Annotated in this window: 30 protein-coding genes; 7 read left to right on the top strand and 23 right to left on the bottom strand. The window is 69.4% G+C overall.

Features of this window, described 5'->3' with window-relative positions; all coding sequences use genetic code 11:
- Positions 1–70 precede the first annotated feature (70 nt).
- The 16 genes from NTM_RS24015 to NTM_RS23945 form a co-directional block, all read right to left on the bottom strand.
- Positions 71–820, bottom strand: a complete 750-nt coding sequence (locus NTM_RS24015) for a DUF6390 family protein (protein ID WP_163768475.1) — start codon at positions 818–820, stop codon at positions 71–73.
- Position 821: 1 nt separating this feature from the next.
- Positions 822–1889, bottom strand: a complete 1068-nt coding sequence (hypE, locus tag NTM_RS24010) for a hydrogenase expression/formation protein HypE (protein WP_163769606.1) — start codon at positions 1887–1889, stop codon at positions 822–824.
- A 7-nt stretch (positions 1890–1896) separates the two neighbouring features.
- Positions 1897–2997 (bottom strand): hydrogenase formation protein HypD, encoded by a 1101-nt coding sequence (gene hypD, locus NTM_RS24005; protein WP_163768473.1) that lies wholly within the window; start codon positions 2995–2997, stop codon positions 1897–1899.
- Positions 2994–3308, bottom strand: coding sequence for a HypC/HybG/HupF family hydrogenase formation chaperone (locus tag NTM_RS24000; protein WP_104861385.1), 315 nt, complete (start codon positions 3306–3308; stop codon positions 2994–2996). The genes hypD and NTM_RS24000 overlap by 4 nt, the downstream gene beginning before the upstream one ends.
- A 13-nt stretch (positions 3309–3321) precedes the next feature.
- Entirely contained in the window at positions 3322–5595 is a 2274-nt protein-coding gene (gene hypF / locus NTM_RS23995) for a carbamoyltransferase HypF (protein WP_163768470.1), read from the bottom strand.
- Positions 5592–5846 (bottom strand): HypC/HybG/HupF family hydrogenase formation chaperone, encoded by a 255-nt coding sequence (locus NTM_RS23990; RefSeq protein WP_104861387.1) that lies wholly within the window; start codon positions 5844–5846, stop codon positions 5592–5594. The genes hypF and NTM_RS23990 overlap by 4 nt, the downstream gene beginning before the upstream one ends.
- A gap of 1 nt (position 5847) precedes the next feature.
- On the bottom strand, positions 5848–6339 hold the full coding sequence (locus NTM_RS23985) for a hydrogenase maturation protease (RefSeq protein WP_104861388.1): 492 nt from the start codon (positions 6337–6339) through the stop codon (positions 5848–5850).
- 12 nt (positions 6340–6351) lie between these two features.
- Positions 6352–6471, bottom strand: a complete 120-nt coding sequence (locus tag NTM_RS29140; protein ID WP_435405107.1) for a DUF6893 family small protein — start codon at positions 6469–6471, stop codon at positions 6352–6354.
- Positions 6462–7799 (bottom strand): hypothetical protein, encoded by a 1338-nt coding sequence (locus NTM_RS23980; RefSeq protein WP_163768467.1) that lies wholly within the window; start codon positions 7797–7799, stop codon positions 6462–6464. The genes NTM_RS29140 and NTM_RS23980 overlap by 10 nt, the downstream gene beginning before the upstream one ends.
- Complete coding sequence (locus NTM_RS23975) at positions 7796–8434, bottom strand: DUF6084 family protein (RefSeq protein ID WP_104861390.1); 639 nt, start codon at positions 8432–8434, stop codon at positions 7796–7798. The genes NTM_RS23980 and NTM_RS23975 overlap by 4 nt, the downstream gene beginning before the upstream one ends.
- Positions 8431–9060, bottom strand: coding sequence for a DUF5947 family protein (locus tag NTM_RS23970; protein ID WP_163768465.1), 630 nt, complete (start codon positions 9058–9060; stop codon positions 8431–8433). Before NTM_RS23970 ends, NTM_RS23975 begins: the two co-directional genes overlap by 4 nt.
- A complete protein-coding gene (locus tag NTM_RS23965; protein WP_163768462.1) occupies positions 9060–9953 on the bottom strand; it encodes a NifU-related iron-sulfur-binding protein in 894 nt (297 codons plus the stop codon). The genes NTM_RS23970 and NTM_RS23965 overlap by 1 nt, the downstream gene beginning before the upstream one ends.
- Positions 9954–9956: 3 nt before the next feature.
- On the bottom strand, positions 9957–11753 hold the full coding sequence (locus NTM_RS23960) for a nickel-dependent hydrogenase large subunit (protein WP_163768459.1): 1797 nt from the start codon (positions 11751–11753) through the stop codon (positions 9957–9959).
- Between the two features lie 68 nt (positions 11754–11821).
- Complete coding sequence (locus NTM_RS23955) at positions 11822–12877, bottom strand: NADH-quinone oxidoreductase subunit B family protein (protein ID WP_104861394.1); 1056 nt, start codon at positions 12875–12877, stop codon at positions 11822–11824.
- A gap of 107 nt (positions 12878–12984) precedes the next feature.
- The gene (gene hypB, locus NTM_RS23950) at positions 12985–13737 is read right to left on the bottom strand and encodes a hydrogenase nickel incorporation protein HypB (protein ID WP_163768454.1); all 753 of its coding nucleotides are present in this window, start codon (positions 13735–13737) and stop codon (positions 12985–12987) included.
- 2 nt (positions 13738–13739) lie between these two features.
- Positions 13740–14069, bottom strand: a complete 330-nt coding sequence (locus NTM_RS23945; protein ID WP_104861396.1) for a hydrogenase maturation nickel metallochaperone HypA/HybF — start codon at positions 14067–14069, stop codon at positions 13740–13742.
- Between the two features lie 143 nt (positions 14070–14212).
- On the opposite strand from NTM_RS23945, the gene NTM_RS23940 reads away from it, so the two are divergent.
- The 4 genes from NTM_RS23940 (at position 14213) to recX (ending at position 16646) form a co-directional block, all read left to right on the top strand.
- Complete coding sequence (locus NTM_RS23940) at positions 14213–14407, top strand: DUF3046 domain-containing protein (protein ID WP_104861397.1); 195 nt, start codon at positions 14213–14215, stop codon at positions 14405–14407.
- Between the two features lie 10 nt (positions 14408–14417).
- Positions 14418–14891, top strand: a complete 474-nt coding sequence (locus NTM_RS23935) for an OsmC family protein (protein ID WP_163768450.1) — start codon at positions 14418–14420, stop codon at positions 14889–14891.
- A 179-nt stretch (positions 14892–15070) separates the two neighbouring features.
- Positions 15071–16123 carry a recombinase RecA gene (recA, locus tag NTM_RS23930; protein WP_163768446.1) on the top strand — a complete coding sequence of 351 codons (1053 nt, stop codon included), beginning with the start codon at positions 15071–15073 and terminating at the stop codon, positions 16121–16123.
- Complete coding sequence (recX, locus tag NTM_RS23925) at positions 16092–16646, top strand: recombination regulator RecX (RefSeq protein ID WP_163768444.1); 555 nt, start codon at positions 16092–16094, stop codon at positions 16644–16646. Before recA ends, recX begins: the two co-directional genes overlap by 32 nt.
- On the opposite strand, the gene NTM_RS23920 is transcribed toward recX, so the two are convergent.
- Genes NTM_RS23920 through NTM_RS23895 form a run of 6 tightly spaced genes read right to left on the bottom strand, consistent with a single transcriptional unit; the run spans position 16584 to position 20490 of the window.
- A complete protein-coding gene (locus tag NTM_RS23920; protein WP_163768440.1) occupies positions 16584–16883 on the bottom strand; it encodes a hypothetical protein in 300 nt (99 codons plus the stop codon). The genes recX and NTM_RS23920 overlap by 63 nt on opposite strands.
- Entirely contained in the window at positions 16880–17272 is a 393-nt protein-coding gene (locus NTM_RS23915) for a DUF1622 domain-containing protein (protein ID WP_163768438.1), read from the bottom strand. The genes NTM_RS23920 and NTM_RS23915 overlap by 4 nt, the downstream gene beginning before the upstream one ends.
- Positions 17273–17298: 26 nt before the next feature.
- A complete protein-coding gene (locus NTM_RS23910) occupies positions 17299–18174 on the bottom strand; it encodes an amino acid ABC transporter permease (protein WP_104861403.1) in 876 nt (291 codons plus the stop codon).
- Positions 18174–18854 carry an amino acid ABC transporter permease gene (locus tag NTM_RS23905; protein ID WP_104861404.1) on the bottom strand — a complete coding sequence of 227 codons (681 nt, stop codon included), beginning with the start codon at positions 18852–18854 and terminating at the stop codon, positions 18174–18176. The genes NTM_RS23910 and NTM_RS23905 overlap by 1 nt, the downstream gene beginning before the upstream one ends.
- A gap of 26 nt (positions 18855–18880) precedes the next feature.
- Complete coding sequence (locus NTM_RS23900) at positions 18881–19720, bottom strand: glutamate ABC transporter substrate-binding protein (RefSeq protein ID WP_104861405.1); 840 nt, start codon at positions 19718–19720, stop codon at positions 18881–18883.
- A 41-nt stretch (positions 19721–19761) separates the two neighbouring features.
- On the bottom strand, positions 19762–20490 hold the full coding sequence (locus tag NTM_RS23895; RefSeq protein ID WP_104861406.1) for an amino acid ABC transporter ATP-binding protein: 729 nt from the start codon (positions 20488–20490) through the stop codon (positions 19762–19764).
- Between the two features lie 163 nt (positions 20491–20653).
- Here NTM_RS23895 and NTM_RS23890 point away from each other — a divergent pair, with 163 nt between their 5' ends.
- Positions 20654–22249, top strand: a complete 1596-nt coding sequence (locus tag NTM_RS23890; RefSeq protein ID WP_163769605.1) for a MiaB/RimO family radical SAM methylthiotransferase — start codon at positions 20654–20656, stop codon at positions 22247–22249.
- Positions 22246–22887: an Rv2732c family membrane protein gene (locus NTM_RS23885; protein ID WP_163768435.1), complete on the top strand. Its 642-nt coding sequence runs from the start codon at positions 22246–22248 to the stop codon at positions 22885–22887. Before NTM_RS23890 ends, NTM_RS23885 begins: the two co-directional genes overlap by 4 nt.
- A gap of 26 nt (positions 22888–22913) precedes the next feature.
- Here the strand turns inward: NTM_RS23885 and NTM_RS23880 are convergent, their stop codons facing one another.
- On the bottom strand, positions 22914–24326 hold the full coding sequence (locus NTM_RS23880; protein ID WP_163768433.1) for a DUF349 domain-containing protein: 1413 nt from the start codon (positions 24324–24326) through the stop codon (positions 22914–22916).
- Positions 24327–24529: 203 nt separating this feature from the next.
- Between NTM_RS23880 and NTM_RS23875 the strand changes: the two genes are divergently transcribed.
- Positions 24530–25411 carry a DMT family transporter gene (locus tag NTM_RS23875; RefSeq protein ID WP_163768430.1) on the top strand — a complete coding sequence of 294 codons (882 nt, stop codon included), beginning with the start codon at positions 24530–24532 and terminating at the stop codon, positions 25409–25411.
- Positions 25412–25413: the final 2 nt, after the last annotated feature.

The following is a 25413-nucleotide window of genomic DNA, read 5'->3' as shown; positions in this document are numbered from 1 at the left end:
CGGCCACGACTGCCGGGGCGGGTACCCCGGCGGTGCTCACCGAAACCGTCCTGCCTGCCGTTTTCGCAGTTCATGATCGGTTTCTGGTCGCGTTCACCAGCGTCAGCGTGGCCTGCGTCGCCGCCGTCAGCGCCGCGGTGTCCGCGGCGGTGAGCGGTCCGCACACCCAGTCCCAGTGGGCGGCGACGACATCACCGGCCTCGGGCGCGGTGGTCAGCGCCGTCGCCCCGCGACGCCACCGCACCCGCTCGGCGACAGGCTCTGCCAGCGTCAGGCCGCCGTCGTGGCGCGCCAGCGGCCGGCTGTTCAGCACCACATGCTCACTGTCCACCGAAACCACGGTGCCCCAACGGATCCGGCAGTTCTGCAGCACGCCCAGCGCGGTGCCCGGGTCCCGATCCAGGAAACGCACCCATGGGTACACCACCAGGACGTGGAAGCTGTGGTGCGCCGACGCCGGCGCCGCGGCCGGCAAATCGCCGAGCAGGCCCGTCACCTGCCCGGCGAACGCCGACCGGAGCCGTGCCAGCAGCGTCACCGCGTCCACCGCGTCCAGCGACGGGCCGCCCACCCAGTAGCTGCGCACCACGTCGACGTCGAGCGGATCGGCGGTGCCCGTCGCGTCGGCGATCGCCTGCAGGTACGGCCACGCGCCGTCGAACTCCCGCGCCACCGCCGCCATCCGGTCACCGCCGCCCAGCAGCGCCTGCGTGTCCTGCGGCCCGCAGTACCCGAGTTCGTTGGGCGGGTAGGCGAACCGCGCGAACAGCGCGTGGCCGGTGTGCCTGCGCCCGGCCGGGTGTCCGGTTGTCGGGGGCACGTCAGCAGATCCGGGGCAGCTGCTCGCCGATGGGCAGGTCGACCACGCGGGTGCCGCCCAGCGCCGTCCGGGCCACCACCATGCCGGGGTGATCGCCGACGCAGTTGCCGATCATCGCGGCGTGGGCGCCCAGTGGGTGCGCGTGCATCGCGGCGAGCACCCGCTCGGCGTCCTCGGCAGGCACGAACGCGACGAGTTTGCCCTCGTTGGCGACATAGAGCGGGTCCAGGCCGAGCATGCTGCACGCATCGCGCACCTGCGACGGAATCGGAAGCGCGCGTTCGTCGATCGACACTCCGACCGCAGCGGCCCTGGCGATCTCGTTGAGCGTGGCGGCCAGCCCGCCCCGGGTCGGGTCGCGCAGCGCGTGCAGGTCGGCCCCGGTGGCGATCATCGCGGCCACCAGGCCGTTCAGCGGAGCGGTGTCGCTGGCCACCGTGGTGCCGAACTCCAGTCCTTCGCGGCAGCTCAGCACGGCCACCCCGTGCACGCCGAGGTCACCGCTGACGATGACCGCGTCTCCCGGCCGGGCGCGCTGCGGGCGGATGTCGGTGCGTTCGTCGATCAGGCCGATACCCGCGGTGTTGATGTACACGCCGTCGCCGTGACCGGAGTCGACGACCTTGGTGTCGCCGGTGACCAGTTTGACCCCCGCCGCCAGCGCCGCGGTCCCGACGGCCTGGGCGAGGCGGGCAAGTTCGTCGAGTGGGGTGCCCTCCTCGAGGATGAACGCCGTCGACAGCACCTTGGGGACCGCGCCGGCCATCGCGAGGTCGTTGACGGTCCCGTTGACTGCGAGATCGCCGATGGTGCCACCCGGAAACACCATCGGTTTGACGACGAAGGAGTCCGTCGAGAACGCCAGCCGGGCACCGCCGATGTCGACGACCGCCGAATCCCCGAGCCCGGCGTCGGCCGCCGGCCCGAACGCGGGCAGGAACAGGTGCTCGATGAGCTCTCCCGACATCGCGCCGCCGCCTCCGTGGCCCATCACGATGTTGGGCGCGTCGCGCAGCGCGACCGGGCATACCCACGCGGCCGGATCAACAGCCGGCCGCGGCTCAGGCATGGGTCGATCAGGCATGGGTCACCTCGAGGCGCCGGTACAGGTAGTAGGCCGCGCACGCGCCCTCCGACGAGACCATGGTGGCGCCCAACGGGTTCCGCGGCGTGCACCGGGTGCCGAACGCCGCACACTCGTGCGGTTTGAGCAGACCCTGCAGCACCTCGCCCGAGCGACACACCGCGGACTCCTCGGTGTGGATGTCGGTGACGGCGAACCGCTGCTCGGCGTCGAAGTCGCGGTAGGCCTGCGACAGCCGCCAGCCGCTGCCCGGGATCACCCCGATGCCGCGCCAGGCCCGGTCGGTCACCTCGAACACGTCGAGCAGCATCGCCTTGGCGGCCGGATTACCGTCGTCCTGCACCGCTCGCCGATAGGCGTTCTCCAGTTCGTGGCGGCCGGATTCGAGCTGCACCACTGTGCGCCGGATGCCTTCGAGGATGTCGAGCGGTTCGAACCCGGTGACCACGATCGGGATGCCGTATCTGCGGCACAGCGGCGGGTATTCGTCGGTGCCCATCACCGTGCACACGTGGCCGGCGGCCAGGAACGCCTGCACGCGACACGACGGGGATTCCATGATCGCCGCGATCGCCGGCGGCACCAGCACGTGCGAGACGAGCAGCGAGAAGTTCTCGATGCCCAGCCGCCTGGCCTGGTACACGGTCATCGCGTTGGCCGGCGCGGTGGTCTCGAAGCCGATGCCGAAGAACACCACCTGCTTGTCCGGGTGCTCGCGGGCGACGGTCAGCGCGTCCAGCGGCGAGTAGACCACGCGGACGTCGCCGCCCTCGCTCTTGACGCGGAAGAGGTCCTTCTCGCTGCCCGGCACCCGCAACATGTCGCCGAACGAACAGAAGATCACCTCGGGGCGGGACGCGATCTCCAGTGCCTTGTCGATCACCTCCAGCGGGGTGACGCAGACCGGGCAGCCCGGCCCGTGGATCATCTCGACGATGTCCGGGAGCAGCTGGTCGATGCCGTGCCGGATGATCGAATGCGTCTGGCCGCCACAGACTTCCATGATCGACCAGCGCCGGGTCGCGGCCGACTTGATCTGGTCGATCAAGCGCCTCGCCAGCTCCGGATTGCTGAACTCGTCCAGGTACCTCATGAGCTCACCTCCGACCCGTTGCGTGCCGGGTTGGCGACGCCGGCCTGCCGGGCAGCCGCCTCGAAGCCGTCGCCGAACTCCTCGGAGAGCACGCCGAGATGGGCGAACTCGGCCAGCGTTCGCGTCGCCGACTCCTCGTCGAGCCGCTGGATCGCGAACCCGACGTGCACCACCACGTACTGGCCGATCTCGGCGTCGGGGAGGTACTGCAGACACACGTCCTTGCGGACGCCGCCGAAATCGACGACCGACATCAGCGTGCCGTCCCGTTCCTCGATGCTGACGATCCTGCCCGGTACCGCAAGACACATCGGCCTGCTCCTTTCAGACGGCGTTGCCCACCAGTAGTTGTCCCAGCGCGATGCCGGCGTCGTTCGGCGGAACCCTGCGGTGGGTGATCACCTCGAACCCGTGGTCGCCCAACAGGGTCCGAGTGGTGCGCAGCAGCAGGGCGTTCTGGAACACCCCGCCGGACAGCGCCACCGTGTAGCCGGCGTTCGCGGTGGCGAGGTCGAGGATCAGCGCCGCGACGGCGCGGTGGAAGCGGGCACCGATCACGCCCGGGCTCACCCCGGAGCGGACGTCGTCGACCACCGCGCCGAGCACCGGCGCGGGGTCGATCAGCGCGGTGGGATCTCCATCATCGACGGCGAACCGGTACCGCGCGTCGCCGCCCGGGTCGCTGCCGCGGGCCAGTCCTTCGAGCTCGATCGCGGCCTGCGCCTCGTGGTCGACGCTTTGGCGCACCCCGGCCAGCGCTGACACCGCGTCGAACAGCCGGCCCATGCTCGATGTCGGCGCGCACCCCAGGCCCGTCTCGAGCTGGTGACGCAGCACCCGTTGCTCGTCGGCGGGGCAGGCCCGCACCGGCGCCAGGTCGGGCGTCCACGGCAGGCCCGCGGCCCACAGGTGCGCCAGCGCCATCCGGTAGGGCCGCCGCACGCTGACGTCGCCGCCGGCCAGCGGGACGTAGCGCAGCCGGGCCAGCCGCTGGTAGCCCTTATAGTCGGCCAGCAGGAGCTCGCCTCCCCAGATCGCCCCGTCGGGTCCGTAACCCGTTCCGTCGAAGGCGAATCCGAGCACCGGGGTCGAACCGTCGCGGCCGTGCTCGGCCATCACCGCGGCGATGTGCGCGTGATGGTGCTGCACGAGGCGTACCGGGCGACCCGCCGCGTGGCGCTGCGCCCACGCCGTCGAGCGGTACCGGGGGTGCGCGTCGGCGACGAGCACCTCGGGCTCGACCGCGGTGAGCCGGCCCAGGTGCCGCTGCGCGGAGTCGAACGCGGACAGCGTGGCCAGGTCGTCCATGTCGCCGATGTGCTGGCTCAGCCACGCGTACCGGCCCTCGGCGACGGCCATGGTGTTCTTCAGGTCGGCGCCGACAGCCAGCGTCGGCGGCACCGCGACCGGCAGCGCGATCGGCAGCGGTGCGTAGCCGCGGGAGCGCCGCACGGGGGTGTCGGCGCGCACCACCGAGTCGTCACACGGGGTCAGGATGGCCCGGTCGTGCCACAGCAGGCCGTCGGCCAGGCCGCAAAGGCGTTCCCGCGCCGCATCGTCGGTGAAGCAGATCGGTTCGCCGCCGAGGTTGCCCGATGTCATCACCAGAACCTGCGGGCCTGGCTCGTCGCCGTCGATCCCGAACAGCAGTGTGTGCAGCGGGGTGTAAGCCAGCAGCACTCCCAGATCGGGGTTGCCCGGCGCCACCGCGTCGGCCACCGGGGCGCCCGACAGGCTGGGCATCAGCACGATCGGTCGAGCCGGGCTGTCCAGCAGCGCCGCGGACGCGTCGTCGACGTCGGCGACGGCGCGCGCGCCGGCCAGATCGGGCACCATCACGGCGAACGGCTTGTCGCCGCGGCGTTTTCGGGCGCGCAGTGCCGCCACCGCCGCCGGGTCGGCCGCGTCGCACGCGAGGTGATACCCGCCGATGCCCTTGACCGCGAGCACCCCGCCGTCGCGCAACAGTCGCCGCGCCGCACGCAACCCGGCCGCCGAGGGCGTCTCGTGCCCGTCGCTGCCGCGGTACCGCAGGGTCGGTCCGCAGCCCGGGCAGCAGACCGGCTGGGCGTGGAACCGGCGGTCGGCGGGGTCGGTGTACTCGCGGACACAGTCGGGGCACATCGGGAAATCCGCCATGGTGGTCGAGGACCGGTCGTAGGGCAGCGCGGCGATGATGGTGAACCGCGGACCGCAGTTGGTGCAATTGACGAACGGGTGCCGGTAGCGACGGTTCGCAGGATCGCGCAGTTCGGCGGCACAGTCGGCGCACATCGCGACGTCCGGTGCGGCGAGCGTGCGGCCACCGCTGGTGCGCGACGTGCCCGCGATCGTGAAGCCGGTACCTCCGGTGATCGGAACATGTTGCACGGCAACGTAATCCAGGACGGCCAGTGGTGGGGGATGCTCGCCCAGACCGGCCAGGAATGCGTCGATGTCGTCGGCGGCGCCCTCCAGTTCGACGACGGCCCCGGTGCTGTCGTTGCGCACCGAGCCAGACAATCCCAGCGCGGTGGCGCGGGTGTAGACGAAAGGCCGGAACCCCACGCCCTGCACGACACCGCGCACGTCGACGCGCACCCGCCGCCGGCCGGTCACGGCGCGTCCTCGTCGGGCCCGCCCCGGCCCATCAGCTCCAGACCCGCCAGCGCCGCCGCCGCACCGTCGGCGTCGGTCTTCTCGACCACGAACCCCATGTGGATGATCACCCAGTCCCCGGGCGCGAAGCGTTCCTCGGGGAGCATGCCGACGTTGACCTTGCGCTGCCGGCCTGCGACGTCGACCCATGCGAGCTGGTCGCCGTAGCCGGCCACCATGCCGACGACCCGTCCCGGGATGCCCAGGCACATGTCAGACTCCCTCCGCCGCAGGCTCCGCGCGCAGCACGGCCAGCACGTCCTCGACCATCCGTGCGGCCGCGGGCACCGCCGCCGCGACGGGCGCCGACAGGCCGATCCCGTCCTCGACGACGGCTACTTCGCACCCGACGACGACGGTGCGCGGGGCCGACCCGCCGAGCGCGGTGAGGCCGGCGAACACCGCGCCGGGATCCATCGCGTGCGCGTCCAGACCGGACCGGGCGGACAGGGTCCGGGGGTCGGCCTCGAACACGTGCAGCGTGCCCGGTGCGCCGCGGTCCGGGACGGCGTCGACGAGCACCAGCGCCGACCAGTCGTCGAGCAGGTCGTAGGCCAGGTGCATGCCCCGGATGCCGTAGTCGGTCAACCGGATGTCCGGTCCGGCGAGCCGGGCCGGGACGCGGCGGATGACCTCGGGGCCGAAGCCGTCGTCCCCGAGGAAGATGTTGCCGATACCGGCTACCAGGATCCGTGGCGTGGTCAGTTCTGCCTCAGCTCACATGCGGCGCATCTTCAGATAGCGCTGGACGTCGGGGACCGACTGCACCCCGATCAGCACCGCGACCACCGCCGCGACGACCAGCACTCCCACCGTGATCCGACCGATTACCTCCATGGCGAACTCCTTCCGGCCAGCGGTTCCACCTCATCCGGGGCGAAGTACAGGTAGCGGCCGTACCAGTCGTGCAGCTCGGCGGCCGGGTCGTCGTCGAGGATGACGCCGATGTGGGTGCCGCCGTCGACGTCGGCGTGCACCGAGGCCACCCGCGCGGTCCGGTCGGCGTAGAAGAGGTCCTGGGCGTCGGCGCGGCGCGACGGGTGCAGCCGGACCCGGCTGCCCCGGGCCACCCGGGTGCCGTCGACCAGTACCGAGTCCAGTTCAGGACGAACGGCGTTGTCGGCCTCCGGATCCCACCAGTCCGTGCCCGCGGGGATCTCCGGGATCGGCGACGGCGCCTCGGCGTGCGGATCGCGCAGCACGCCGTGCAGCTCGAGCATCGCCTCGGGCGACATCGCGTCGCAGCGGTCGATGATCCGGGCCGCCAGTGGATCGGTCGCGCGGGCCTGCGCCTTCTCCTGGTCGGTCATCGTCATCACCCGTAAGGTCAGGATCTCGTCGATCTCGCAGGAGTCGTAGAGCTCGCCGCGGCTCTGTTCGGCGATCTCGGGATGGTCGTAGAGGATGATCGGTGAGACCAGCACCAGGCGGTGGTCACCGGGTGGGCCGGCCAGGACCGGGAAGCACCGGTGCTGACGGCACCGCGCGGCCGCGCCGGCAGCCTCGTCGGGCGGTTCCAGCAGCGAGACGAATTCGCCGCCGGTGACCTCCAGCAGCAGATGCGTCCCGATCAGCGAGGTCGCGATGGCCTCGGCCCGGTCGGTCGCCGTGGCCGCGGTGTTGTGCACCTCGACGTTCAGTCGCAACAGACCTTCTGCGGACTCGTCGGGTTCGGCGCTCAGGACCAGCCGTCCGTGCAGCGCGCGGCGCTGCCGTACCAGCCTGCCACCGGTGACGGTTTCGACATCGGTGCCCCCCGGCACCGAGATGTCCACGGTGCGAGGAGGGCCCGTCACCGGCGCGGCATCGAGGGTGATCTCGCATTCGACCGCCTCGTCCCAACTCAGCCACCGGTGCGCGCCGGCCCGCAGCTCCTCCACATCGTGGTGGCGGCCGTCGGCGTATCGCTGTGCGGCGCGGTGTTGCAGCTGCAGGAAGCGCACCACCCCGGACAGCCGCGGCTCACCGTTGCGCTCGATGAGGATCTGCGCACTCAGCGACGCGTTCTCGCCGAGCCCGGCCTGTTCGGCCCCGGGCGGGCCGAGAACGCCGAATTGCCAACGGGATCGGTTCTTGTCTGAGGTGGCGCGGTAGGGGTAGAGCAGGTAGCCCTCGTAGAGCACGGCGTCTGCGACGGCACGGGCGCGTTCCCATCCGGTGTTCATCGCAGTTCCGCGGCCGAGGCGAGCAGTTCGGTGATCGCGTCGTCGAAGCCGAGCAGTCCGCGTGCGGAGCGGTAGGCGGCCAGCGCGTCGATGGCCTCCCGGGTCAGGCGCACCCACCCGGTGCCGGGGTAGTGCAGCCGGATGAGATCACGCCACACCGCTACCGGCATGTCGAAACGCTGCTCCCGGTCCCACGGCACCTGCTGGACGCTGAAGTTCTGGCTGCCCCGCCCGAATACTGTGCCGCTGAACAGGAATCGCAGCGGCACCGTGCCCCCGTCGAGGGCGAGCAGATACTTGGCCGCCTTGACCTCGAAGTCGTAGGTGCATTCCAGCGGCAGTTCGGCGACGGTGTCCCCGCTGAACCCGGGCACCACCGCCGACGTGTGCTGCCACAGGAACGTCTGCTGAGTCGCCGCCCAACGGTCGCGGGTGCCGAACAGATCGGTCAGCCCGTCCGCCTCGGCCTCAGAGTAGCTGCGCCGCAGCGGTTCTATCCGGACCTGACAGCGCAGCGCGACGGCGTGCACTGGATCGGGGCCGTCGGCGGAGATGGCGATGCGGGCGGTCAGGACCGGTGTCACCGCATAGGGTTCCGGGGCGATGTCGACGACGCTGAAATGCACCTCGGTCATGGGCGTGGCACCACCGCGGCGCGTTCGTCGAGGAGGGTGAAGAACCCGTCGACGAAATCCCGGGCCTCCTGACCGCCGTCGAATCCCTTCCACAGCGTGCGCAGCCGTCCGACGAACTCGTAGCAGGCGTCGACCGGGACGAGGTACCCGCGCGGCGCCGGCGGCGCGTCGGTGCGCACCAGCACCGCTTCGGTGTCGGCGGCCAGAGTGTCGACCCGGGGGTCGGCGGCGCGAACATCGTTCCACGCCTGCAGATCCAGCTCCGACTCGGTGGCGCCCGCCGGCCCGGGGTAGAGCGCGACCGTGCGGCCCAGTGCGGAGTTGTGCAGGAAGAACGCCAGGCCGACCGGAATCTGCAGGCTTTCCCACAGCGCCCGGTCCAACGCGAACTCCGGGAAGACCAGATAGCGGTCCGGCACGGCGCGATACCGCAACGTCGCGGTCGCGTCGGTGAACAACAGATAGCAGCCCCGGCAGACGCACATCAGCCGTCTGCCGTCGATGTCGACCACATGCCCGTGTTCGGCGCCTACCTGTTCGGCGCACATCTCGCAAAGCTCACCGGCGGGTTGCTCGGCGGGCCGGTCGGCTCGGATGCGGGTCAGCACGTCGAACGTCCCTGGCATCAGACCACCTCCGCGGACGCGGGCACTGCCAGGCAGAGCACGCCGTCGCGTTCCAGGACCGGGATGGGCTGCAGATGCCCGTCGCCGCCTACGCCGCAACCGGCGTGCACCACGTCGAATCCGGCCATGCAGCGGCCACAGCGCAGCACCGGCCCGATCAGCCCCGCCCCGGCCAGCGAACCGGCGCAGGCCGGGCACCGGTCGCGGTAGGCGAACACCGCCCCGCCGACCCGGCAGGCCAGCGCCGGTGTGTCCGCGACGAGGAACCCGCCGACCTCGCCCTCGGCGAGCTCGGCCAGTTGCGGAACCGGAATCCACCGTGCCGGCGCGGAGACCGTGCGCACCCGGCTCATCAGGGAATCCGCCGGGATCGTCGCCGATGCCGGCTCGGGCTCGGGCTCGGCCGCCACGACCTCGATCGACTCGATGTCCGGCGCCGCCGCGCGGACGGCGGCCTGGACCGCCAGTTCCAGCGTCACCGAGGAGGACGGACAGCTCTTGCAACTGCCCAGCAGTTGCAACCGCACCACCCCGTCGGAAACCCCGAGCAGACAGACGTCCCCGCCGTGGGAGCCCAGATACGGCCGCACACCCGCGAGCGCGTCGGCGACCCGACGCTCGACGCCGTGCGGATGCAGGCCGTGCACGAGCAACAGGCTGGCGACCAGCTCGTCGTCGGCGAACGCCTGCGCCAGTTCGGGTTCCGCGGTCATTGCCAGGTCGGTCATCCGCTCGAGCGCGGCGCCGTACAGGTCGGTCATCTCCCGGACCAGGTCCTCCGCGCGCTCCCGCGCCGCCGCCCCGCTCGCCCCGATCCCGTCGATCAGCGTCTCCATGCGCTCGCCGGCCGCGCGCCACCGGCCGTCGTCGTGTCGCGGCGTCGGCGGGGCCATGCGCTATTCCCCGGTCACCGACTGGGTGGGGGAGTGCAGCAGGTCCAGTTCCTTTCCCCCGCCGAGGTACATGTGCACCCCGCACGGCAGGCACGGGTCGAAACTGCGCACCGTGCGCATGATGTCGATGCCCTTGAAGTGATCTCGGTCGTTCTCTTCGAAGATCGGCAGGCCCTGCACCGCGTCCTCGTACGGGCCCGGCGTGCCGTAGCTGTCCCGCGGGCTGGCGTTCCACGGCGTCGGCGGATAGGGGTGGTAGTTGGCGATCTTGCCGTCGCGGATCACCATGTGGTGCGAGAGCACCCCGCGCACCGCCTCGGTGAAGCCGCAGCCGATGCCCTCGTCGGGCACCTCGAAACGCTCCCACGTCTTGGTCCGTCCCGCCCGGATCTCGACGAGCGCCTTCTCCGCGAAATGCAGCGCGCACGCCGCGGCGTAGGCCTGGAAGTAGGTGCGGGCCCGATTGCGTTCCAAGGTGTTGCTGCCGTGCACCGGGATGGTCCACTCGAACTCCACCGGTCCCTTCAGCGCGGTCTTGGGCAGGTTGATCTGGACGCTGCGGCCGGTCGACTTCACGTACCCGATGTCGACGAGCCCGGCCAGCGCCGTCGACCACATCCGGGCCAGCGCGCCGCCGCCGGTGTCCAGCGCCAGGTTGTCCTTGCCGTCGAACCACCGCGGCGACATCACCCAGCTGTAGCCGTCGTCGAAGTCCCGCTTCTGCGGTTTGGGATTGGTGTGCTGGTTCCACGGGTGGCGGCGGTCCACCGGGTTGCCCAGCGGATCGGTCTTGACGAACATCTCCTGGTCGGTCCAGTCCTCATAGAAGCTGTGCCCCAACAAGATCCGGATACCGAGATTGATGTCCACCAACGAGGTGGTGACCAGTTTGCCGTCGACCACCACACCGGGGGTCACGAACATCTTGCGGCCCCAGGCCTCCATGTCGCGGTACGAGAAGTTGCATACCTCGGGATCCTGGAACGACCCCCAGCAACCCAGCAGGGTGCGGCGCAGGCCCACCTGTTCGTATCCGGGCAGCGCCTCGTAGAAGAAATCGAACAGGTCGTCGTGCATCGGCACGACCTTCTTCATGAACTCGACGTAGCGCATCAACCGCGTCATGTAGTCGGTCATCAACTGGACGGTCGCCACGGTGCCGACCCCGCCCGGGTACAGCGTCGACGGGTGGACGTGGCGGCCTTCCATGAGACAGAACATCTCCCGGGTCAGCCGGCTGACCTGAAGTGCCTCCCGGTAGAACTCCCCGGTGAACGGGTTGAGCGCCCGCATGATGTCGGCGATCGTGCGGTGGCCGTGCGTGTCGGCGTGCGGCGCGGCGGTGTTCTCGGCCTTGGCCAGCACGCTGGGATTGGTCTCGGCGACCATCTTCTCGCAGTAGTCGACGGCGACCAGATTCTCCTGGAAGATGTTGTGGTCGAACATGTATTCCGCAGCTTCACCAAGATTGATCAACCACTCGCCCAGGTGCGGCGGCTGCACGCCGTAGGCCATGTTCTGCGCGTAACACGAGCAGGTCGCGTGGTTGTCCCCGCAGATACCGCAGATGCGGCTGGTGATGAAGTGCGCGTCGCGCGGATCCTTGCCCTTCATGAAGATCGAGTAGCCGCGGAAGATCGACGACGTGCTGTGGCACTCCACCACTTCCCGGTTCTCGAAGTCGATCTTGGTGTAGATGCCGAGACTACCGACGATCCGGGTGATCGGATCCCACGCCATCTCCACGAGCTGGCCTGGGTCGCGCCCTGCAGAGGACGGTTTGGGCGTGGTCGTGGTCATCGGCCTTCTTCTTTCTCCTGTGATGCTCAGCGGTGCAACACTTGTGGCGACGTACGAGGCCGCCGCAGTCACCAGGTGCGGGTGACTCCGGTGGCCAGCTCTGTGCCCCGGCGCCGCCAGTGGGGCTCCTTGTCGAGCGTGCGGCCGGTGATGTGGCGCAGGGTACGGATCACCGAGCCGTAGAGCTCGGAGCCCGTGGACGACAGCTTGCCGCCGGGCGGTTCGTCCATGAACGGCATGAACTTGTCCGGGAAGCCGGGCATGGTGCAGCCGATGCAGATACCGCCGACGTTCGGACACCCGCCGACGCCGTCCATCCAACCGCGTTTGGTCACATTGCATTTCACGACCGGGCCCCAGCATCCCAGTTTCACGATGCACTTCGGCGATCCATACTCGGTGGCGAAGTCGCCCTGTTCGTAGTAGCCGCCGCGGTCGCAGCCCTCGTGGACCGTCGCCCCGAACAGCCACTTGGGCCGCAACGCGTCGTCGAGCGGGATCATCGGCGCCTGGTCGGTGGCCATGTAGAGCAGGTAGGTCAGCGTCTCCGACAGGTTGTCCGGCTGCACCGGACAACCAGGCACGCACACGATCGGGACACCGGCCTTGGACTTCCAGTTCCAGCCGAGGTAGTCGGGCACGCCCATCGCGCCGGTGGGGTTGCCCGCCATCGCGTGGATGCCGCCGTAGGTCGCGCACGTCCCCGCCGCGACCACGATGGTGGCCTTCGGCGTGAGCCGGTCCAGCCACTCGCTGGTGGTGATGGGCTGGCCGGTGGCGGGGTCGTTACCGAAGCCGCACCAGTAGCCTTCGTCCTTGATCTTCTCGTTGGGGATGGAACCCTCGACGACCAGCACGAACGGCTCCAGTTCGCCTCTGTCGGCCTTGAAGAACCACTCGAGGAAATCGTCGGCGCCGCCGTTGGGTCCGCATTCGAAGTCGATCAGGGGCCAGTGGATGGCGACCCTGGGCAGACCCGGGAGCGCGCCGAGCGCGATCTCCTCGATGCTCGGGAGGGTGGCGGCAGTCAGCGCCACCGAATCGCCGTCACAACTCAAACCGGCGTTGATCCACAGAATGTGGATCAACGTCTCTTCTGCTTTGACTGCTGCCTCGGTCGGCATGTGCCACAGCTCTCCGGGGCCGGGCTGAGGCCCCTGCGGCGCCGGAGTCGACGCTCGGCCCACTTGCGCGCCGCTGAGTTCGGTTTACTCGCTTCCGATGTCGGTTGTCAACGGGGTCCCGGCCGGGTCTGGGCCTCGAGCCAGCGGTACCAGTCCGCCGTACCCTCCCCGGTCTTGGCCGACACCGCCAGGACCTCGACGCCGGGGTTGACCGACCTCGCATGACGGGCGCACCGTTCGACGTCGAAATCGACGTACGGCAGCAGATCGGATTTGTTGATCAGCACCAAGCCGGCGGCGGCGAACATGTGCGGGTACTTCAGCGGTTTGTCGGTGCCCTCGGTCACCGAAATGACCACCACCTTGGCCTGCTCGCCGAGGTCGAACATGGCCGGGCACACCAGGTTTCCGACATTCTCGATGAACAGTAGCGAGTGCTCGGCGGGCGCGAGCGCGGCCAGTCCGTCGGCGATCATCTGGGCGTCGAGGTGACACCCGGCCCCGGTGTTGATCTGGACGGCGGGCGCCCCTGTCGCCTGGATGCGTTCGGCGTCCAGCAGCGTCTCCTGGTCGCCCTCGATGACGGCGACCGGATGACGGGCACCCAGCTCGCGCACGGTGCGCTCCAGCAGGGTGGTCTTGCCCGCGCCGGGCGAACTGGTCAGGTTCAGCGCGGTGATCCGGCGGTACGCCAGCCATTGCCGGTTGCGTTCGGCGATGCCGTCGTTCTTGGCCAGCACGCGCTGCTCCAGCTCGACGGTGTGTGGGTGTGGGTGGTGGTGCGGATGCGGGTTATCGGGTGGGGCGCCGGGCACGGTGACCGTCGCTCCGTCGTCGCCGCAGCCGCAGGTCGCACACATGGTCAGCTCACCTCCATCGACCGGATCAGGATGTCCCGTCCGGCGGTGACCTCGATGTCGGCGCTGCCGCACCCGCACAGCAGGATCAGGTCCGCCAGGACGAAGTCGTCGCCGCAGGTCCGGCAGTGTCCGGTCCCGGGGCGCACGTCGATGTCCAGCCGTGCGCCCGCTGCCGCGGTGCCCTCGGTGGCCAGCTCGAAGCAGAACTGCATCGAATCCGGCACCACCGCGCACAGGGCGCCGACCTCCAGCCGGACGCCGTGCACCCGGCGCCCGGCGGCGTGCTCACAGACGGCATCGACGACACTCTGGGTGATCGCCATCTCGTGCATGCCGGTCCGTTTCCGTGGCGGTTGATCCACGATAGAACCGGGGTGCGCGGCGCGTCCAGGACGCGCGGAGAGCCGGGTCCGCGGACCCGGACGCGGTGCGGGTGTGCCACGCCGCCGTGGTGGGCCCGGCGTAAGTTGTGCCTGTGCGGCTGACGGAATTCCAGGAACTCGTCGAAGGGCAGTTCGGTGCGGTGCGGGCGTCGTCGATGCTCGTCGACCACGTGCTCACCAGCATCGGCGGCCGTACGCCCGCGCAGGCCATCGAGGACGGCGTCGACCCCCGTGACGTCTGGCGGGCGCTGTGCGCGGATTTCGACGTCCCCAAGGATCAGTGGTGAGGGCGCCGCGATGACCCGGCACTCCTATGAGGTGTCCGTGACCTGGACGGGAAACCAGGGGACCGGCACCGAAGACGTCCGGTCCTACTCCCGCGACCACGTGGTCGGCGCGGACGGGCGCGCGCCCATCGACGCGTCGTCGGACCCGGCGTTCCGCGGTGACCCGGCGCGGTGGAACCCCGAGCAGCTCTACGTCGCGTCGATCGCCCAGTGCCACATGCTGTGGTACCTGCACCTTGCCGCCGCGGCGGGCGTCACGGTCATCGGGTACGAGGACCGGTCCACCGCGGTGATGGTCGAAGAACCCGGCGGGGCAGGGCGGTTCGAGAGCGTCACGCTCAACCCGGTGGTCACGATCGTGGCCGGCGGGGACGCCGAACTGGCCGAACGGTTGCACCACCGGGTCGGGGACTACTGCTTCATCGCCCGGTCGGTGAACACCCCGATCCATCACCACGCGACGATCCGCACCGCGACCGCGTAGCTCAAAACTGCGCGTCGTCGGCGTGTCCGCTTGAGTCGAACACCTGTTCGTCTACTGTGGGTGGAGTTCGACCGCGTACATCGCACGAAGGACTTGTCGGGATTTGTCGGAGGCCTCACCTAGCCTCGTGGCCAACCGACCGAGAACCGGTCAACAACGACTACCGGAGAGGTATCACCATGGCTCAGCAGGCCCCCGATCGCGAGAAAGCCCTCGAACTCGCGCTCGCGCAGATCGACAAGAGTTTCGGCAAGGGATCGGTGATGCGGCTCGGCGAGGACGTCCGCCCGCCGATCTCGGTCATCCCCACCGGCTCGATTTCCCTCGACGTCGCGCTCGGTATCGGCGGATTGCCCCGCGGCCGCGTCATCGAGATCTACGGTCCGGAATCCTCCGGTAAGACCACCGTCGCGCTGCACGCCGTCGCCAACGCCCAGGCCGCGGGCGGTATCGCCGCGTTCATCGATGCCGAGCACGCACTCGACCCCGAGTACGCCAAGAAGCTCGGCGTGGACACCGACGCGTTGCTGGTCTCCCAGCCCGACACCGGTGAGCAGGCGCTGGAGATCGCCGACATGCTGGTGCGCTCGGGTGCCATCGACATCATCGTCATCGACTCGGTCGCGGCGCTGGTGCCGCGCGCCGAGATCGAGGGCGAGATGGGCGACAGCCACGTCGGCCTGCAGGCCCGCCTGATGAGCCAGGCGCTGCGCAAGATGACCGGTGCGCTGAACAATTCGGGCACCACCGCGATCTTCATCAACCAGCTGCGCGAGAAGATCGGCGTGATGTTCGGGTCGCCCGAGACCACGACGGGCGGTAAGGCGCTGAAGTTCTACGCGTCGGTGCGCCTGGACGTGCGCCGCATCGAGACCCTGAAGGACGGTACCGACGCCGTCGGCAACCGGACCCGCGTCAAGGTCGTCAAGAACAAGGTGTCGCCGCCGTTCAAGCAGGCCGAGTTCGACATCCTCTACGGCCGCGGCATCAGCCGGGAGGGCTCGCTCATCGACATGGGTGTCGAGCAGGGCTTCATCCGCAAGTCCGGCTCCTGGTTCACCTACGACGGTGAGCAGCTCGGCCAGGGTAAGGAGAACGCACGCAACTTCCTGCTGCAGAACCCCGACGTGGCCAACGAGATCGAGAAGAAGATCAAAGAGAAGCTCGGTATCGGGGCACAGCTGACCGATGAGGCAGCCGATGACGCTCTTCCCGCTCCCGTCGACTTCTGACCCCGCCGCAGGCGACGACTTCGATAAGCGTGCTGAGCAGGCGCGGGCCGTGTGCCTGCGCCTGCTCACCTCGCGGGCGAGGACTCGGGCCGAGCTCGAGGCTCAGTTGGCCAAGCGGGGATATCCCGACGACGTCAGCGCCGCGGTCCTCGACCGGTTGACCCAGGTAGGTCTCGTCGACGACGAGGACTTTGCCGAGCAGTGGGTGCGGTCACGGCGGCTCAACGCCGGAAAAGGCAAGCGCGCGTTGGCCGCCGAGTTACGCAAGAAGGGCGTCGACGGCGAGGTGATCGACGCGGCGCTGGCCGACATCGACGCGGACGCCGAACGCGCCCGTGCCGAACAACTCGTCCGCGACAAGTTGCGCCGCGAGAAGCTCGGTGACCCGGGCGATCGGGATGCGGAGAACAAGGTGATCCGCCGGCTGGTGGGGATGCTGGCCCGCCGCGGCTACAGCCAGTCACTGGCTGTCGACGTGGTGACGACGGAGCTTGCGAACGAACGGGAACGACGCCGGGTTTGACGTCAGGTCCGCCGTCAGGCGGGCGACCACCAGACGCCGGATCACGATCAGCGCGGTGACACCGACGATCGCCGGCCATGTCAGCCCGGTGGACAGTCGAAGCAGCCCGGCGGCGGTGAAGAACTCGAGCATCGGGCCGAGGCCCACCAACGGCTGACGGAACCGCGCCCACCCGGCGAGCCCCACCATGATGCCGACCAGCACCAGGGCTGCGGCCAGCGTGTCGATGAGGCTCACGGTGCGCGCGAAGTCCTGGCCGCCTCGATCTCGCGCTGTTCCTGGGCGATCTCGCGATTGAGGAAATAGTTCAGCAACGTCCGGATGGTCGCGATCGCGGCCAGCTTGCCGATCTCCTCGAACGACGGCGAGATCGCGGTGCGCAGTACGTCGGCGGCCAGCTGAAACTCCAAGCCCAGCACCAGGAACCGGGCCATCGTCAACCGGACCGACGAGAACTGATTGATATCGCGCCGGCCCAGCGCCAGTGCGAACTTCACGATCGCGACCAGTGCGCCGATCATGATGACCACGGCGCCGCAGGCTTCGATCAGCCGGACCATCAGGTCGACCATCTCGCGCAGCGTGTGCTCAGGCAGGATCTCGAATGCGCGCAGGGTTTCGGTCATCGGTAACGGTGCATCACCAGGGCGCGTCACACGCCGCGGCTGCGGTCGGGGATCATGTCCATCGGCTCGGCCTCCATCGGGGACGGCCCCTTGCGGGAGCGGCGCATCCTGCGTTCGATCCAGGTCGCGAACCACGACAGCGAGAAGTTCAATGCGATCATCAGCAACGCGATCACGATCAGCGCCGGGATGTAGTTGCCGTAGGCCGACCCGATCACCGTGCCCTGACGCACCATCTCGACGAACGTGATCTGGTAACCGAGGGCGGTGTCCTTGAGCACCACCACCAGCTGCGAGATCAGTACCGGAAGCATCGAGGTGATGGCCTGCGGGAGCAGGATCGACCGCATCGTCTGGCCCCACGTCAGTCCCAAAGCCGAAGCGGCCTCGCTCTGGCCGCGCGGCAGCGCGTGCACCCCGGCGCGGACGATCTCGGCGATGACCGCGCCGTTGTACAGCGTCAGACCGGTGATCACACCGGCCAGCGCCAGATGCTTGGACGGGAACACGTCGTAGAACGCGTACAGGAAGTACGCGAAGATCATCATGATCAGCACCGGCACCGCGCGGAAGAACTCCACCACCACCGATGACACCCACCGGATCGCGGTATGCGTCGACAGCCGCCCGACGCCGAGCACCAGGCCGAGCACCAACGCCAGCACGATCGACACCGCCGCCGCCGTCAGCGTCCCCTCGATGCCCGGCAGGACGTAGGTGCGCCACAGGTCCGGCGTCAGGAACGGTTCCCACTTCTCGGCGGTCAGCTGGCCGCGGCTGTTCAGCCGCGAGTACACCACCCAGATCACCGCGGCGAGCGCGACGAGGGTGACCACGGAGATCACCCGGTTGCGCACGATGGCGCGCGGCCCCGGCGCATCGAAGAGCACTGAGCCCGCCACTAGCGCGCCACCGCCAATCGCTTACCCAGCCACCCGAACAGCAGCCCCATCGGCAGAGTGAGGATCACGAACCCGAGCGCGAAGATGCCGCCCACCACCAGCACGGCCGCGGTGTTCTCGATCATCTCCTTCATCAGCAGCGCCGCCTCGGCGACACCGATCGCCGACGCGATCGTGGTGTTCTTGGTCAGCGCGATCAGCACCGAGCCCAGCGGGATCACCACCGCGCGGAAAGCCTGCGGCAGCAACACGATCCGAAGGTTCTGCCCGAACGACAGCCCCAGCGAACGGGCCGCCTCGGCCTGGCCGAGCGGGATGGTGTTCACCCCGGCGCGGACCGTCTCACACACGAACGACGCGGTGTACACCGTCAACCCGAGGACGGCCAGCCGGAACCCGCTGTCGGCGATGAACGTCGCCGACTGCCGGTCGGCCAGCGTCAACCCCAGTGTCTGCGACAACCCGAACGAGCAGAACAGGATGATCAGCGTCAGCGGGGTGTTGCGGACGATGTTGACGTAGGCGGTGCCGATCCAGTTGAGCATCGGCACCGGGGCCAGCCGCATCGCGGCCAGCACCGTGCCGAGCACCAACGCACCGATCGCCGAGAGAACCGTGAGCTGGACGGTCGTCCAGAACGCGGCGAAGATCTCCTCGCGATACTCGGTGAATACCTCCACGGGCGGCTCCGGTGGCTATCCGCGGCTCAGTTCTTGTCGAGCGCCGGGGGAGCCGGGGCGGTGATCCCGGCGGGGCCGAGGTTCTTGTCGAACGCTTCCTTCCAGGCGCCGCTGTCGAACATCTTCTGCAGCGCGTCGTCGATCTTGGTCTTCAGCTCGGCGTCGTCCCGCTTCAGGCCGATGCCGTAGCGCTCCTCGGAGAACGGCTCACCGACGATCTTGAACGCGCCCGGGGTCTGCGCGGCGTAGCCGGCCAGGATCACCTCGTCGGTGGTGACCGCGTCCACCGCGCCGTTCTTCAGCGCGTCGATGCACGCCGAGTAGGTGTCGTACTGCTGCAGCTGCACGCCCTGGTACTTGTCCTTGATCTTCTGGGCCGGGGTCGAACCCGACACCGAGCACAGGATCTTGTTGTTCTCCAGCGAGGCCTCACCGGTGATGTCGGTGTTGTCCGAGCGCACCAGCAGGCTCTGCCCGGTGATCAGGTACGGCCCGGCGAACGACACCTTCTCCTTGCGGGCGTCGGTGATCGAGTACGTCGCCGCGATGAAGTCGACCTGACCGTTCTGGATCAGATTCTCGCGCTGCGCCGACGGAGATTCCTTCCACTCGATCTGGTCCGGGGTGTAGCCGAGCTCGCCGGCGACATAGGTCGCGACGTCGACGTCGAAGCCGCTCATGGTGCCGTCGGGGTTCTTCTGGCCCAGACCCGGCTGGTCGAACTTGGTGCCGATGACGATCGTGTCGCCGCCGCCGGTGCCTCCGCCTCCGGAGTCACCCCCGCCGCACGCCGTCATCGCGAGCGGCAGCACAGCCGCCGCGGCGAGAGCACCGATGACGCGCTTGGACATGGACTTCGGGAACATTGGGTGGGTTTCCTTTCGCCGAGCTCCGGTGGGGTTTTGAGTCAGTGGTGCAGGATCTTGCCGAGAAAGTCTTTGGCGCGGTCGCTTCGGGGATTGTCGAAGAACTCGTGAGGTTCGGCGTCCTCGACGACGGCGCCGTCGGCCATGAAGACCACCCGGTTGGCGGCCCGGCGTGCGAACCCCATCTCGTGGGTCACCACCAGCATCGTCATGCCGTCGGAGGCCAGACCCGCCATCACCGCCAGCACCTCGTTGATCATCTCCGGGTCCAGTGCACTGGTCGGCTCGTCGAACAACATGACCTTGGGGTTCATCGCCAGCGAACGCGCGATCGCGACGCGCTGCTGCTGCCCGCCGGAAAGCTGGGCCGGATACTTCTCGGCCTGGTTGGCCACCCCGACGCGCTCCAGTAGCGCCATCGCCGCCTCGCGGGACTCTTCCTTGGACGCCTTGCGCACCTTCATCGGCGCGAGCGTGACGTTCTCCAGGATCGTCTTGTGCGCGAACAGGTTGAACGACTGGAACACCATGCCCACATCGGAGCGCAGCTGCGCGAGCTTGCGGCCCTCGGCGGGCAGTCGCTGCCCGTCGATCTCGATGGTGCCCGAATCGATGGTCTCCAGCCGGTTGATGGTGCGGCACAGCGTCGACTTGCCCGAACCCGACGGCCCGAGCACGACGACGACCTGGCCTTTGCCGACGTCGAGGTTGATGTCCTTGAGAACGTGAAGTGAGCCGAAGTGCTTGTTGACCGCTTTCATAGAGATCATCGGCACGGCAGGGGACTCCCTGGGGCTCTCCATGCGTGATGACCTTACCCAGCGCGCGCTCGCCTCGCCCGATAGTCGGTGATCGTGATTCTGTCGGGCCCATTCGCGCGATTTCGGGGCGGGGACCTCCGCTTCGTAGAATGGTCCGGTGACTTCCCCGGTGATGCAGCAGGTGGGCGTGCGCACCTTCGAGGTCCGCACGTACGGCTGCCAGATGAACGTGCACGACTCCGAGCGGCTCGCGGGCCTGCTGGAGGAGGCCGGATATCAGCGCGCCGGTGAGGGTGCCGACGCCGACATCGTCGTGTTCAACACGTGCGCGGTGCGTGAAAACGCCGACAACAAGCTCTACGGCAACCTCAGCCACCTCGCACCGCGCAAGGCCGCGGACCCGCGCATGCAGATCGCCGTCGGCGGCTGCCTTGCGCAGAAGGACCGGGACATGGTGTTGCGCAAGGCACCCTGGGTCGATGTGGTCTTCGGTACCCACAACATCGGTTCGCTGCCCGCTTTGCTCGACCGCGCCCGGCACAACCGGGTCGCTCAGGTCGAGATCGAAGAGGCGCTGCGCGAATTCCCGTCGGCCCTGCCGGCCAGCCGCGAATCCGCTTACGCCGCTTGGGTTTCGATCTCGGTCGGCTGCAACAACACGTGCACCTTCTGCATCGTGCCGTCCCTGCGCGGCAAAGAGGTCGACCGCCGCCCCGGCGATGTGCTCGCCGAGGTGCAGACCCTGGTGGACCAGGGTGTCCTGGAGATCACGCTGCTCGGGCAGAACGTGAACGCGTACGGCGTGTCGTTCGCGGACGAGCGCTTGCGCGAGGACCCGACGGGCCGGGACGAGCGCTTGCGCGAGGACCCGACGGGCCGGGACGAGCGTTTGCGCGAGGACCCGACGGGCCGGGACGAGCGCTTGCCCCGCGACCGTGGCGCGTTCGCGAAGCTACTGCGCGCATGCGGCACCATCGACGGGCTGGAACGCGTGCGATTCACCTCCCCGCACCCCGCCGAGTTCACCGACGACGTGATCGAGGCGATGGCCGAGACGCCCAACGTGTGCCCGACGCTGCACATGCCCTTGCAGTCCGGTTCGGACCGGATCCTGCGGGCGATGCGTCGGTCCTACCGCGCCGAGCGTTATCTGGGCATCATCGACCGGGTCCGGGCCGCGATCCCGCACGCCGCGATCACCACGGACCTGATCGTCGGCTTCCCCGGCGAGACCGAAGAGGACTTCCAGGCCACCCTCGATGTCGTCGAGGCGGCCCGGTTCGCCGGCGCGTTCACGTTCCAGTACTCGAAGAGGCCCGGCACCCCCGCCGCTGATCTCGCCGATCAAGTCCCGAAAGCTGTTGTCTCCGAACGTTATCAACGACTCATCGAGTTGCAGGAGCGGATCTCCCTGGAAGAGAACGCGGCCCAGGTGGGCCGGCGCGTAGAACTACTGGTCGCCACCGGGGAGGGTCGCAAGGATGCGGCGACCGCCCGGATGTCGGGGCGGGCCCGCGACGGCAGGCTCGTGCACTTCGCCCCGGGCGCACACGCCGAGGCGATCCGGCCCGGCGACATCGTCGTGACCACCGTGACCGGTGCGGCGCCGCATCACCTGATCGCCGATGCCGGCGTCCTGGAGCACCGGCGCACCCGTGCCGGGGACGCCCACGCGGCCGGGCGCAAGCCCAAGACGGGCGTCGGACTCGGGATTCCGTCGGTCGGTGCACCCGCGCCGGAGCCGGTGGCGTCGGGGTGTTCGCGATGAGCGGCGACAGAGCTCCGGAGAACGGATTCGAGAACTTCAAGAGGGACATCGACGCGGCCGAGAAGCGGGTGGCCCGCGAGATCGACCCGGGCGGATGGGCGCTGGTGATCGCGGTGCTGGTGTTCGTGCTGCTGGGCTCGTTGCTGCTGCCGCACACCGGCTCGGCCAAGGGTCTCGACGTGCTGACCGGTTCGCAGGTCGCCGCCGACAACGGCGTCATCCTGCCGCACCGGGTGTTCACGATCCTGTCCGTCGTGTTCGGCATCGGCTTCTCGATGCTGGCCCTGCTCACCCGGCGGTGGGCGCTGGCCTGGATCTCGCTGGCCGGGTGCACCGTGGCGGCGTTCCTGGGCATCCTGGCGCTGTGGACGCGCCAGACCGCGCCCGAGCCCTATCCGGGGCCCGGGATCGGGCTGATCGTGGCGTGGCTGACCGTCATCGTGCTCAGCTACTACTGGGCTCGCGTGGTCGCGGCGCGTACCGCGGTGCAGCTGGCCGCCGAGGAACATCGCCGCCGCGCCATGGCCGAGAACCACGGCAAGGGTCTGCTGGAGACCTTCATCGACGACAAGCCGGGCGGTGACAAGCCCGGCGGGGACACCCCGGGCGGCGACGAGCCCGGCGCTGCGCCGAAGTAGCGCTGGGCGCTGTGCGGAAGTAGCGCTCAGCGCTTGCGGCTGACCGCGTCCGCCGCCGCGTCGGCCCACTGACGCCACTGCTCGGCGCTCGCGCGTGCCTTCTCGGCATCCTTGGTCTTACCGGCCGCCGCCGCCTTTTCCGCCTGCCGCTCGAACTGTTCGGCGCGCTCGCGGAACTGGTCGGCACGGGCTTGGGCCTCCGGGTCGACACCGCCGGTCGGGGCGTCGCGGATCTTCTTCTCGACCGCCCGCAGCCTGCGCTCCAGGTCGGCCGCGCGCTCCCGCGGCACCTTCCCGATCGCGTCCCACCGGTCGCCGATCGCCCGCAGCGCTGCCCGCGCCGCGTCGAGATCGGACGTGTCGATCCGCTCGGCCTCGGCCAGCAGCGCTTCCTTGGCCTCGGCGTTGGCGCGGAACTCCGCGTCGCGCTCGGCGGTGGCCGCGTTGCGCGCCGAGAAGAACTTGTCCTGGGCGGCCTTGAACCGCTGCCACAACGCATCGTCGACGTCCTTGGACGCCCGGCCCGCGGCCTTCCATTCGGCCAGCAGATCGCGGAACAGACCCGAGGTCGGGCCCCACTCCGTGGAATCGCACAGCTCCTCGGCGCGCTCGCACAGCGCCTCCTTGGCCTGCTTGGCGCCCGCGCGTTCGCGATCCAGTTCGGCGAAGTGGGAGCCGCGGCGGCGGTTGAACGTCTCCCGGGCCGCCGAGTAGCGCTTCCACAGCGCGTCGTCGACCTTGCGGTCGAGCCCGGTGATCGTCTTCCACTCGTCGAGAATCGCCCGCATCCGGTCGCCGGCGGCTTTCCACTGCGTCGCGTTGGCGGCCAGGTCCTCGGCCTCGGCGGCCAACGCCTCCTTGCGGGCGGTGTTCGCGGCGCGGATCTCCTCGCGGCGGGCCTTCTCCTCCTGCGTCGCGCTGTCGGCCTGCTCGATGATCGCGGCCAGCCGGGCGGCGAGTGCATCGACGTCGCCGAGCACGTGAGCCTCGGGAAGTGTCTCGGCCAGCGACGTGGCCGCCGACCGGATCTTGCGCGCGTCGCCGGACCCCGACGCCAGCCGTGTCTCCAGCAGCACCACCTCGGTCTGCAGGTCGTCGAACCGGCGGCCGAAGTGTGCGTACGCCGCCTCGGCGTCGCCGGCCTGCCAGGACCCGATGGTGCGCTCACCGGAGGCGGTCACCAACCAGACGGTGCCGTCGGGATCGACGCGGCCGAACCGGTGCGGATCACTGGTGGGCACCGCGGTGACCGGCGGTGCGACCACCGCGGCAGCAGCCGGGCGGGCGCCCGGGCGCGGGACGGGTCCGGGTTTGGGCCTGGCGGCCGCTGACGGTTTCGGGCGCGGGGCGGACGGAGTCTGCGGGGCTGACGTGTCCTGCCCGGCCTCCGAAGTCTGCTGGCCGGCTTCCTGGGATCCGCCCGACTCTGTGATCGTCATATCCGTTACCTCGTGTCCTCCGCGCGGTCACCCACGCACGTGCCGCGCATCGCGGCGCCGGTAGCTGTTTCGTCGTCGACCAACCGTTGCACACGGTTGCCCAGACCTTATTGAAACAGGTTGCCCGGCGCTGCGCCCACGCGTTGGGCATCGCCGGTGCCTAGGCTCTGTCCGGAATTCCCACCGCAGGACGGAGACCACCGATGGCGCAGGCGGACATCGCCGCACTGCTGGCCCTGCTGGCCGCATTGTTCATCGCCGTCGGCGACGTGATCCACCAGCGCACGGCGCACGAGGTGACCGACGAACCGGTCGGTCACCTCGCGCTGTTCCTGCGCCTGCTCAAGGACCGCACATGGTGGCTGGGCAGCGGGATCGCCGCGGGCGGATTCGTCTTCCAGGCGGCGGCGCTGGGGTTCGGTTCGGTGCTGCTGGTCCAGGCACTGCTGGTGACGTCGCTGCTGTTCGCGCTGCCGATCCACGCGCGGCTCGAACACCGACGCGTGACCCGGTGGGAATGGGTGTGGGCGGTGCTGCTGGCCTCGTCGGTCGCTGTGATCGTCACCGTCGGCAACCCCACCGAGGGGTCCTCGCGGGCCTCACTGGAGACCTGGGCCGGGGTCGCGTGCGTGCTCGGCCCGATCCTGGCGCTGTGCCTGTGGGGTGCGCGCCGGTGGTCGGGCCCGGCCGCCGCGGTGTCGATGGGCATCGTCTCGGGCGCGCTGTGGGGCGTGTTCGCGGTGCTGACCAAGGGCGTGGTGCACCGGCTCGACGTGACCAGTCTCGCCGGCGTACTGGAGCTGGCCCGCACCCCGGAGGTGTACGCGTGGGTGATCGTCGCGGTGCTGGGCACCTCCACCCAGCAGGCCGCGTTCCGGGCCGGTGCGCTGACCGCGTCGCTGCCGACGATGACCGTGGTCGAACCGATGGTCGGCTGCATTCTCGGCGTCGTCGTGCTGGGGGAGACGCTCAATCCGGGGGAGACCGGTTGGGTCACCCTGGTCGTCTCGGTGATCGTGATGGTGGTGGCCACCGCGGCCCTGGCCCGCGGCGAGGCGAGCAGCCACGACCCGACGACCGTGTGATT

Source organism: Mycolicibacterium parafortuitum (assembly GCF_010725485.1).
Lineage (GTDB): Bacteria > Actinomycetota > Actinomycetes > Mycobacteriales > Mycobacteriaceae > Mycobacterium.
Note: the sequence above shows the minus strand (reverse complement) of the source record. Positions and strands in the feature narration are given on the sequence as shown.